We start from the raw sequence: 10,634 nt of genomic DNA on the forward strand, positions 1-10,634 counted from the left end.
GTGGGGGGAGCGCAGGGCGGGGAGTTTGGTGCGGGAGAGCGGGATCACCGCGAGGCCCCGCTCGGCGGCCGACAGGGCGTGGGCCAGCGCGAGAGTGGCGGCATGGCGGTCGATGGTGGCCATGGCTTCATTTTCGTACGTATGTTCGAAGAAGGGAAGAGGGAGCGAGTCGCGAGTGGGGTCCCGAGGGTGGGGCCTGAAGCGGGGAAGCGCCCCCTTCTTGCGGATGCCGACCGATATTGGCGGAACGCTTCTCCTTCTTTCGCGCCCGGGTCCGGATGGGACGAGTCCGGAGCGCGAGTGCTCCCTCGCGGAGGTGAGTCGGGTGTTCGGGGTGCGAGGAGGGTTTATCGACATGTACTCACGCTTGCGAGGGAATCAGGGCTTCCGGGGTGGTTCGCCGGGGATTCGGTGGGCAACTCTGATCCCGCGACGTCGTACAAAGCTCCGAGGCGGTCGGCCAACTGCCTTGGTATCAGCGGTAGTTCGCGGTACCTCCGGCTCACGCCGGTGTGTATCCCCTGTTCTGGAGGAATAGACATGGCAAGCACTCGTACGGCCCGCGTCATCGCCGCCGCCGCGGCACTGCCTCTGGCCGCCGCGCTCTTCTCAGGTGTGGCGACGGCCGATAACGGCGCTTTCGCGAACAATGGATCAAACGCGGGAGTGGCGACCGTGAACGGCAGCGGCGTCGGCGGCAGCAACCACGGCAACTCGACCACCACGCAGCAGCAGGCCGTCGGCAGCGGCGCCTCGAACCAGAACAACACCGCCCAGGTGAACGGTTCGGGCTTCACGGCGCTCGACCAGTCGAACACGAACGTCTCGGTGGACTTCGCCGAACTCTGGTGAACCGAGAACCCCTGGAGCCGCTCGGGACGGCTCCGCTGGGTTCGAGGTATGGGGTGTGACGGGGTCCTGTGCGGCGGCGCTTCAGCGTCGCCGCACAGTCGTGTGTGGGGCCTGGCGTGGGTGCGGTCTCTTGACTTCGGCATCAATTCTGACGGACAGTCAGAAAGCGTTGGCGGTACGTCACGTGCGGGGGCGGGGTGAGCGAGGTGCGGCGCGAGGTCGTCGCGACGATGCGGCTCGGCATGCGGAGGGGGCGTCGGTGAACGCTGTGCGGGACATCGCGTACGAGGAGTTGAGGGCGTTCGAGGGCAGGGCCGCGGCGGAGGCGGGCCTCGGCAAGGATCCGGTCAACGCACCCATGATCAGGCACTGGTGCGAGGCGATGGGCGACGCCAATCCCGCGTACGCGGGCGCGGACCCCATAGCGCCGCCCACGATGTTGCAGGCCTGGACGATGGGTGGCCTCTCCGGGCACCAGGGGCGTTCCGAGGCGTACGACGCCCTGCTCGCGCTGCTCGACGACGCGGGGTACACCGCGGTGGTCGCCACCGACTGCGAGCAGGAGTACGTACGGGAGTTACGGCCCGGCGACGAGATCACCTTCGACGCGGTGATCGAGTCGGTGTCGGAGCGCAAGACCACCAAGCTCGGCACGGGCCACTTCGTCACCACGCGGATGGACGTCAGGGCGGATGGCGAACCGGCGGGGACGCACCGCTTCCGCATCCTCAAGTACGCACCCGTGCGGCGGACGCCCAAGGACAAGCGCCCCCGCCCGGTGATCAATCGGGACAACGCGGGGTTCTGGGAGGGCGTCACCGCCCACCGGCTGCTGATCCAGCGCTGTGGCGGCTGCGGCGAGTCGCGCTTCCCCTGGCTGCCGGGGTGCAACGCCTGCGGCTCGCCCGAGTGGGACACGGTCGAGGCGAGCGGTGAGGGCACGGTCTTCTCGTACGTCGTGATGCACCATCCGCCCTTCCCGGCCTTCGACCCTCCCTACGCGGTGGGGCTCGTCGAGTTGGCGGAGGGCGTGCGGATCGTCAGCAACATCGTCGGGGTGCCCTACGACAAGGTGCGGATCGGGATGCCGGTACGGCTCGTGTTCCAGCGGGTGGACGAGGAATTGGAGCTGCCGCTGTTCGAGGCGCTGGGTGGCGGGGCGAGGGGTGAGGTCTGACATGGACTTCGCGCCCACGGAGGAGCACGGGGAGGGGACGAGGATGAGGGCAGGTGAAAAGTTGCCGGTGCTGGAGATTCCGGTCACCCGCACCCTGATCGTCGCCGGTGCCCTCGCGTCCCGCGACTACCAGGACGTGCACCACGACGCGGAGCTGGCCAAGGCCAAGGGCTCCCCCGACATCTTCATGAACATCCTGACGACCAACGGCCTGGTCGGCCGGTACATCACGGACCACTTCGGCCCGACGGCCACCCTGCACACAGTGGCCATACGGCTCGGCGCACCCAACTACCCCGGGGACACCATGGTGCTGACCGGCACGGTCGAGAAGGTCGACGCCCGCCCCGAGGGCGACACGGCCACCGTCGAGGTCATCGGGACCAACGGCATCGGCAGACACGTCACGGGCACGGTGACGGTGACCCTGCCCGCCGGGGGTGCCGCATGAGGCCCGTGGGGGGTGCCGCATGAGTCTACGTATGCGCGACGGCCTCGGGGGGAGGGCGGCGGTCGTCGGGATCGGGGCGACGGAGTTCTCCAAGGACTCCGGGCGCAGTGAGCTGAAGCTGGCGGTGGAGGCGGTGCGGACGGCGCTCGACGACGCCGGGCTCGCCCCCGCCGACGTCGACGGCATGGTCACCTTCACCATGGACACCAACCCGGAGATCACGGTCGCCCAGGCGGTCGGCATCGGGGAGCTGTCGTTCTTCTCCCGCGTCCACTACGGCGGCGGTGCGGCCTGCGCCACCGTCCAGCAGGCGGCGCTCGCGGTGGCGACCGGGGTGGCCGAAGTCGTCGTCTGCTACCGCGCTTTCAATGAGCGCTCGGGCCGGAGATTCGGCTCGGGGGTGCAGCGGCGCGAACCGTCCGCCGAGGGCGCCGCGCTCGGCTGGGCCCTGCCGTTCGGTCTGCTGACCCCCGCGTCCTGGGTGGCGATGGCGGCCCAGCGCTACCTCCATACGTACGGTCTGACGCCGGACGCCTTCGGCCAGGTGGCCGTGGTGGACCGGAAGTACGCGGCCACCAACCCGGCGGCGTACTTCCACGGCAAGCCGATCACGCTCGCGGATCACGCGGCCTCGCGCTGGATCGTCGAGCCCCTGCGGCTCCTGGACTGCTGCCAGGAGACGGACGGTGGCCAGGCGATCGTCGTCACGAGCGTGGAGCGGGCCCGTGACCTTCCGCATCCGCCTGCCGTGATCACCGCGGCGGCGCAGGGGGCGGGCCGGGCGCAGGAGCAGATGACCAGCTTCTACCGCGACGATCTGGGCGGGCTGCCGGAGATGAGCGTCGTGGCCCGGCAGCTGTGGCGCACCTCGGGGCTCGGACCGGCCGATATCGACGTCGGCATTCTCTATGACCACTTCACGCCGTTCGTGCTGATGCAGTTGGAGGAGTTCGGGTTCTGCGGGCCGGGCGAGGCCGCGGGGTTCGTCGCCGAGGAGCGGCTGCCGCTGAACACCCACGGCGGACAGCTCGGGGAGGCGTATCTGCACGGGATGAACGGCGTGGCGGAGGCCGTCCGGCAGATCCGGGGCACCTCGGTGAACCAGCTACCCGGCGCCGCGCACACCCTGGTCACCGCGGGCACCGGTGTCCCCACTTCGGGGCTGATTCTGGGGTCGGACGGCTGAACGCACCGCGTGTCCCGGCCGGGTATGCGCCGAAGGGCCGTTCACTCACCGTATGCGTCTCCAAAAGCTGATCATCGGACTTCTCCTCGCCCTGGCTGTCCTGACCGTCGATCTGACCGCGTCCCCACCGGGCGCCGCGGCCGCCTCCACCGACCCCGCGACCGCTCCGGCCGACCCCGCGACCGCTCCCGCCGACCTGGCGGCCAGGGCGCCCGCCTACCGCGGCCGCGCGTTCGACACCTGCATCGCGCCCTCCGTCGACACCATGCGCCGCTGGCAGAGCTCCCGGTACGGCGCCGTGGGCGTCTACTACGCCGGGCGCGGCCGTGCCTGCAAGAGACAGCTGCACCTGAACCGGAGCTGGACACGGGCGGTGAACCGGATGGGGTGGCGGGTGCTGCCCGTGTACGTGGGTTCGCAGTCGCCCTGTGTCGTGGCGAAGAACAAGAAGGGAGTACGCATCGGAAGACACCCCTGGAGCCAGGGGAAGCGGGAGGCACGCGACGCGGTCCGCCGGGCCAAGTCCGTCGGCTTCCGGACGCGCAGCCCGCTCTACCTGGACATGGAGGCGTACGCCTACCGGAAGAAGGCGTGTGCCCGCACCACGCTCTCCTTCGTACGGGGCTGGGACCGCGAGGTGCGCAGACTCGGCTACGTCCCCGGCTTCTACAGCAGCGCCGACTCCGGTGTGCGGCACATGGAGCAGGCGCGGCGGGCGGGCGTGCGGGACCTTCCGTCGGTGATGTGGTTCGCGCGCTGGCGCACCCGGCCGCACCTGAACCGCGAGCCGTCCCTGAGCGCGAACGCCTGGAGCCCGGGGCGGCGCATCCACCAGTACGCGGGGAACGTGACGGAGCGGCACGGCGGACGCACACTGGTGATCGACCGCAATCTGATGCACGCCCCCGTGGCCCGCGTCGGCTAGGGAACCCGGGCCGCCGGAGGCCGTGCGCCGCGGCGGTTCTCAGGGGTGAAGACTCAGGGGTGCGCCCCGTCTCCTCCACCTGTAGGAGGTGGGGCCAGCACCATTCGTACAACCTGAGGCGGACACCGCTTCGGGACTTGGGGCCGATCCGCGCTAGTAGGGGTCGCTTCTAGCGTGGAGCCATGACCGCATCCATGGTGTCCGTGTGCACGAGCGCATCGAAGGCCGCGACGCGGGGCACGGGTCCGGCGCGGGCCACCGGGCCCTTCGCCTACCCGTCGTTCGCGTCCTACGTACGGGCACGCCAGCCCGTGCTGCTGCGCACCGCCCGCTCGCTGACCGCGAATCCGAGCGATGCCGAGGACTTGTTGCAGACCGCGCTGACCAAGACGTATGTCGCGTGGGACCGGATCGAGGACCATCGCGCCCTCGACGGCTATGTGCGCCGCGCCCTGCTGAACACCCGCACGTCGCAGTGGCGCAAGCGCAAGGTCGACGAGTTCGCGTGCGACGAGCTGCCGGAGCCGGAGGTGGCGCCCGCGGGGGACCCGGCCGAGCATCAGGTGCTGCACGACGCGATGTGGCGCGCGATCATGAAGCTGCCGGACCGGCAGCGGGCGATGGTCGTCCTCAGGTACTACGAGGATCTCAGCGAGGCCCAGACCGCCGAGGTGCTCGGGGTCTCGATCGGGACGGTGAAGAGCGCGGTGTCGCGCGCGCTCGGCAAGCTCCGCGAGGACCCGGAACTCACGCCGGTCCGCTGAGCGCGCGGGCGCCGAGCCACGGGACGGCGCTCCGGTGGGCGGCCGATGATCGATCATGTCCTGGACTAGTGACATACCGAGCGGTATGCGCGCAGAATCAGCGCAGCCCCTACCGCCGCGTAGGCGATGTCGCCCCAGGAGGACGCCGTGCTGAGCACGATGCAGGACGTACCGCTGACCGTCACCCGGATTCTCCGGCACGGCACGACCGTGCACGGCACATCGCAGGTCATCACCTGGACCGGGGAGAGTGCCCCGCAGCGCCGCACCTTCCGCGAGATCGGTGAGCGCACCGCGCAGCTCGCCCACGCCCTGCGCGAGGACCTCGGCGTCACCGACGACGAGCGCGTCGCCACTTTCATGTGGAACAACGCAGAGCACGTCGAGGCCTATTACGCCGCGCCCTGTATGGGCGCCATCCTCCACACCCTCAATCTGCGGCTGCCCGCCGACCAGCTGACGTGGATCGTCAACCACGCCGCCGACCGCGTCATCATCGTCAACGGCTCCCTTCTCGGCCTGCTCGCGCCGCTTCTCCCCCAGATGACGACCGTCGAGCACGTCGTGGTGTCGGGTCCCGGTGACCGCTCCCTCCTGGCGGACGCGCGGGTGCGGGTGCATGAGTACGAGGAACTGCTCGCCGGTAAGCCCACCTCCTATGAGTGGCCCGAGCTGGACGAGCGCGCCGCGGCCGCCATGTGCTACACCTCCGGCACCACCGGCGACCCCAAGGGCGTCGTCTACTCCCACCGCTCCATCTATCTGCACTCCATGCAGGTCAACATGGCCCAGTCGATGGGTCTGAGCGACGCGGACACCTCCCTCGTCGTGGTCCCGCAATTTCATGTGAACGCGTGGGGCCTCCCGCACGCCACCCTTATGACCGGCGTGAACATGCTGATGCCGGACCGTTTCCTGCAGCCCGCCCCGCTCGCCGAGATGATCGAGTCGGAGCGGCCCACCCACGCGGCCGCCGTCCCCACCATCTGGCAGGGCCTGCTCGCCGAGCTGACCGCGAAGCCGCGTGACGTCAGTTCGCTCAAGCAGGTCACCATCGGCGGCTCGGCCTGTCCGCCGTCCCTGATGGAGGCTTTCGACGGCCTCGGCATGCGGGTCTGCCACGCCTGGGGCATGACGGAGACGTCCCCGCTCGGCACGGTCGCCCGGCCGCCGGCCCACGCGATCGGCACCGAAGAGGAGTTCGGCTACCGGCTCACGCAGGGCCGCTTCCCCGCCGCCGTCGAGGCCCGCCTTGTCGGCCCCGGTGGTGAACACCTGCCCTGGGACGGCGAGTCGGCCGGTGAGCTGGAGGTGCGCGGCCCCTGGATCGCGGGCGCCTACTACGGCGGCGCGGGCGGCGAGCTCCTGCGGCCCGAGGACAAGTTCAGCGAGGACGGCTGGCTGAAGACCGGCGATGTCGGTGTGATCAGCGCCGATGGCTTCCTCACCCTCACCGACCGGGCGAAGGACGTCATCAAGTCGGGCGGCGAGTGGATCTCGTCGGTAGAGCTGGAGAACGCCCTGATGTCCCACCCGGACGTCGCCGAGGCCGCGGTCGTCGCCGTGCCCGACGAGAAGTGGGGCGAACGCCCGCTCGCCACAGTCGTGTTGAAGGAGGGCGCGGACGCCGACTACGTGTCCCTGCGCGACTTCCTCGCCGGCAGCATCGCCAAGTGGCAGCTCCCCGAGCGCTGGGCGGTCATCCCCTCGGTCCCGAAGACCAGCGTCGGCAAGTTCGACAAGAAGGTCCTGCGCAGGCAGTACGCCGACGGGGAGTTGGACGTCACGCGCCTCTGACGCCATCGGCCCCACTGCTCCTGCGGCCCTTGCGGCCGGGTATCGCGGTCGTCGCCCATCCGAGCGCCAGCCACAGGGCGGCGACCGCGCACACGCCCGTCCACCCCCAGTGGGTGAACGCGCTGCCCGCGAGCGCGGAGGCCAGCGCTCCGCCCGCGAAACCGGCCACCACATAGGCGGTGTTGGCGACCGCCGGCGTGGAGGTGGTCGTCAGCGCCAGGGTCTGGTTGGCGATGTGGTTGGCGACCAGAGCCATGTGGATGGCGACCGCCGCCGCGCACAGGGCCCACAGCGCCCCGCCGCCCAGCCAGAACAGAGGCACCGACACGGCCGCGAGCGCGTATCCGTACGCGACGACCTTCGCCGCGCCGAAGCGGTCCACCATGCCGCCCGCGAGCGGTGCGACGAGGCTCGCCGCGAGGCCGAAGAGTCCGAACAGGCCCGCCGTCGCGGTCGTCATCCCATAGCCGTCGCCGCCCCGGCCGGTGAGGAGCAGCGCGAGCGAGGTCCACAGCGCGCTCCACGCGCCGTACATCCCCGCCTGGCGTATGCAGGCGCGGCGCAGCTCGGCGGAGCCGCGGACCACGCCGGGGAGTTTCGCGAGGCCGGCGAAGAGCGAGCCTGACCCGCGGCGGCTCTCGGCGGGCAGCACGGCGGCCGAGGCGAGGCCGAGCAGTGCCGTCAGCGCGGCGGCGCCGAGGAAGACGTACCGCCAGCCGAAGGCCTGGCCGACGAGGCCGCCGAGGACGCGGGCCGCGACGATGCCCGTGAAGAGCCCGGCGATGAGGGCCGCGACATGGCTGGCCCGCCGGTGCGCGGGCGCGCGCTCGGCGACCAGCGGCACCAGCAGCTGCGGCACGACCGTCGCGGCGGACGCCACCAGGACGGCGGCGGCGAGCCCGGTGGCACCCGAGGCGGCCGCGCCCAGGGCGAGCGCCCCCGCGGTGACCATGGAGAGCACCGCGACGAGCTTGCGGCGGTTCACGCTGTCCCCGAGCGGGGCAAAGAACAGCAGCCCTGCCGCGTACCCGAACTGGGCGACCGAGGCGATCCACGCGACGGCCGACGGCGTCGACCCGAAGTCACGGGCTATCAGCGGGAGCAGGGGCGCGGCGATGTAAATGTTCGCGGCCGTCACGGCCGTGCAGATCGCGATGAGGACGAGGAAGAGGCCGTGCGGGACAGGGAGAGGGTGCGGGGCGGAGAGAGGGCGCGGGCCAGGGCCCGGGGACGGTCCGGATGCCCGGGCGGCGGCGCTTGGGGGCTTCGCGGCGGCCTGAGGGGCCGAGGGCGGAGTGGATGAGGGCGGAGTGGATGAGGGCATGGCGTATGGGTCTCCTGTGTGTCTGCGCGGCCGAATTGCGGCAACCAACTAGTTGGTTGGAAAAAGTCTGCGCCCATCCGAGCCGCACTGTCAAGCAACCAACCGGTTGGTTACCCGAACGGGTTCGCCTACCCTGTCCCCATGGCAGTCAGAGACCCCGAGGCCACCAAGGCGCGGATTTTCGAGGCGGCGGTCGCCGAGTTCGCCCGGTACGGCATCGCGGGCGCCCGCATCGATCGCATCGCGAGTCAGGCGAAGGCCAACAAGCAGCTCATCTACGCCTATTTCGGCAACAAGGCGGAGCTGTTCACCCAGGTCCTGGAGAAGCGGATGCTGGACATGGCCGTCTCCAACCCCGTCGACGCGGACGACATGGACGGCTGGATGGACCGGCTGATGGACTACCACGCCGACCATCCCGAACTGCTGCGCCTGCTCTTCTGGGAGGGCATCGAGTACGGCACGGAGGAGCTGCCCGACGAGTACGAGCGCCGCGATCACTACGACCGCAAGGTCGCCGTACTCGCCGATGCCCAGGCCAGGGGCGTGATCAGCGACGAGATCCCCGCGCCACACCTGCTCTTCATGGTGGTCGCGCTGGCCGGCTGGTCCACGGCCGTGCCGCAGATGCGGCGGATCCTCGTCGGCGACGAGGACGCCGACCGCGAGCGGCTGCGCGCCTCCGTCAAGGCGGCGGTGCGGCGCATCACCGCCTGAACCGGTAACGGCACCGGCACCGGCCCCGGTGCTAGTTGGTGCCGATCTTCGCCAGCAGGTCGACGATGCGGCTCTGCACCTCGGTGCTCGTCGAGCGCTCGGCGAGGAACAGCACCGTCTCGCCCGCCGCGAGGCGCGGCAGCTCCGTCTCGTCGACGGCGGCGGTGTAGACGACCAGCGGAGTGCGGTTCAACTGCCCGTTCGCGCGCAGCCAGTCGATGATCCCGGCCCGGCGGCGGCGCACCTGGAGCAGGTCCATGACCACGAGGTTCGGCCGCATCTGCGCCGCGAGCGTCACCGCGTCCGCGTCGCTCTGGGCCCGCGCGACCTGCATGCCGCGCCGCTCCAGGGTCGCGGTCAGGGCGAGCGCGATCTCCTCGTGCTCCTCGATGAGCAGGACGCGCGGAGGATGCTGCTCGCTGTCGCGCGGGGCGAGTGCCTTCAGGAGTACGGCGGGGTCGGCGCCGTACGCCGCCTCGCGCGTCGCCTGGCCGAGTCCCGCCGTCACGAGCACGGGCACTTCGGCGGCCACGGCGGCCTGCCGCAGCGACTGCAGTGCCGTGCGCGTGATCGGCCCGGTCAGCGGGTCCACGAAGAGGGCCGCGGGGAACGCCGCGATCTGCGCGTCGACCTCCTCGCGCGAGTGCACGATCACGGGACGGTAGCCGCGGTCGCTGAGCGCCTGCTGCGTGGTGACGTCCGGCGCGGGCCACACCAGGAGGCGGCGCGGGTTGTCCAGCGGCTCGGGCGGCAGCTCGTCGTCCATCGGCTGGGGCTGGGGGCGGTTCGCGATCTCGACCGCACCACCGGGGCCGTCCAGCGGCTCCGGACCTTCGTCCGCGTTCTCGTCCGGGGCGCCGATCGCGTACGAACGTCCGGCTCCCTCGGTGGAGGCCGGGATACGGGACTGGGGGTGCGCCGGGGGCGCGCTCTGCGGGTGGGGGCGCGCCGAGGCCTCCGGGCGCTCGTCGCCCGCCGGAGCGGGGGGCGTGCCCAGCCTGCGTCGGCGTCCGGAGCCGCCGAGGGTCTGCGACTGCGGGGCGGCGGCCTGGCCCTGCTGCGGCGCGCCGTCCTGCGGGGGCGTGGCCGGGGAGGGCGCGTGCTGCGGCCGCGCGCCCTGGTGGCCTTGCTGCTGCTCGGAGAGCTGCTGGCCGAACGGTACGCCCTGGCCGAGCGTACGCACGCTGAAGGCGCGCCCCTGCGTCGAGTTGGGGTCACCGGGCGCGGACTCGGCGGGCAGCGGCTGGGCCGCCCGCGACGCCTGCGTGCCGCGCTCGGGCGGAAGGGCGGTGGCCGGAGCGGGCGTCGGCACGCCTTGCGCGGGGGTTCCGGCGGCGTGTGCGTTGCCCTGCGCGGGCACACCTTCGGCGGGGGTGGTGCCGTCGGGCCACGGCTGCGGCGCGGGCAGCGGTCCGGCGCCGGGGGCCTGACGGCTCTGCCT

At 71.4% G+C, this 10,634-nt stretch carries 10 protein-coding genes and 1 pseudogene; 8 read left to right on the forward strand and 3 right to left on the reverse strand.

Annotated elements, in window-relative coordinates; translation table 11 throughout:
* Nucleotides 1–123, reverse strand: a pseudogene (locus GKQ77_RS33475) (bifunctional DNA primase/polymerase); the annotation flags it as partial.
* A gap of 417 nt (nucleotides 124–540) precedes the next feature.
* On the opposite strand from GKQ77_RS33475, the gene GKQ77_RS19010 reads away from it, so the two are divergent.
* The 7 genes from GKQ77_RS19010 (at nucleotide 541) to GKQ77_RS19040 (ending at nucleotide 7,152) form a co-directional block, all read left to right on the forward strand.
* Nucleotides 541–852, forward strand: a complete 312-nt coding sequence (locus GKQ77_RS19010; protein WP_219690113.1) for a hypothetical protein — start codon at nucleotides 541–543, stop codon at nucleotides 850–852.
* Nucleotides 853–1,111: 259 nt separating this feature from the next.
* A complete protein-coding gene (locus GKQ77_RS19015) occupies nucleotides 1,112–2,029 on the forward strand; it encodes a bifunctional MaoC family dehydratase N-terminal/OB-fold nucleic acid binding domain-containing protein (protein WP_219690114.1) in 918 nt (305 codons plus the stop codon).
* 43 nt (nucleotides 2,030–2,072) lie between these two features.
* The gene (locus GKQ77_RS19020) at nucleotides 2,073–2,480 is read left to right on the forward strand and encodes a MaoC family dehydratase (RefSeq protein WP_219690115.1); all 408 of its coding nucleotides are present in this window, start codon (nucleotides 2,073–2,075) and stop codon (nucleotides 2,478–2,480) included.
* Between the two features lie 19 nt (nucleotides 2,481–2,499).
* Nucleotides 2,500–3,666, forward strand: a complete 1,167-nt coding sequence (locus GKQ77_RS19025; RefSeq protein ID WP_219690116.1) for a lipid-transfer protein — start codon at nucleotides 2,500–2,502, stop codon at nucleotides 3,664–3,666.
* A gap of 52 nt (nucleotides 3,667–3,718) precedes the next feature.
* Nucleotides 3,719–4,591: a DUF1906 domain-containing protein gene (locus GKQ77_RS19030; RefSeq protein WP_219690117.1), complete on the forward strand. Its 873-nt coding sequence runs from the start codon at nucleotides 3,719–3,721 to the stop codon at nucleotides 4,589–4,591.
* A gap of 182 nt (nucleotides 4,592–4,773) precedes the next feature.
* Nucleotides 4,774–5,355: a SigE family RNA polymerase sigma factor gene (locus GKQ77_RS19035; RefSeq protein WP_125513854.1), complete on the forward strand. Its 582-nt coding sequence runs from the start codon at nucleotides 4,774–4,776 to the stop codon at nucleotides 5,353–5,355.
* A gap of 126 nt (nucleotides 5,356–5,481) precedes the next feature.
* On the forward strand, nucleotides 5,482–7,152 hold the full coding sequence (locus GKQ77_RS19040; protein ID WP_219690118.1) for a long-chain fatty acid--CoA ligase: 1,671 nt from the start codon (nucleotides 5,482–5,484) through the stop codon (nucleotides 7,150–7,152).
* On the opposite strand, the gene GKQ77_RS19045 is transcribed toward GKQ77_RS19040, so the two are convergent.
* Entirely contained in the window at nucleotides 7,139–8,476 is a 1,338-nt protein-coding gene (locus tag GKQ77_RS19045; protein WP_219690119.1) for an MFS transporter, read from the reverse strand. The genes GKQ77_RS19040 and GKQ77_RS19045 overlap by 14 nt on opposite strands.
* A gap of 141 nt (nucleotides 8,477–8,617) precedes the next feature.
* Between GKQ77_RS19045 and GKQ77_RS19050 the strand changes: the two genes are divergently transcribed.
* Nucleotides 8,618–9,193, forward strand: a complete 576-nt coding sequence (locus GKQ77_RS19050) for a TetR/AcrR family transcriptional regulator (protein WP_219690120.1) — start codon at nucleotides 8,618–8,620, stop codon at nucleotides 9,191–9,193.
* A 31-nt stretch (nucleotides 9,194–9,224) separates the two neighbouring features.
* On the opposite strand, the gene GKQ77_RS19055 is transcribed toward GKQ77_RS19050, so the two are convergent.
* Nucleotides 9,225–10,634 (reverse strand): response regulator (locus GKQ77_RS19055; protein WP_504739864.1); only part of this gene is annotated, 1,410 nt, incomplete at its 5' end.

This window comes from Streptomyces anatolicus (genome assembly GCF_019400875.1).
Taxonomy (GTDB): Bacteria; Actinomycetota; Actinomycetes; order Streptomycetales; family Streptomycetaceae; genus Streptomyces; species Streptomyces anatolicus.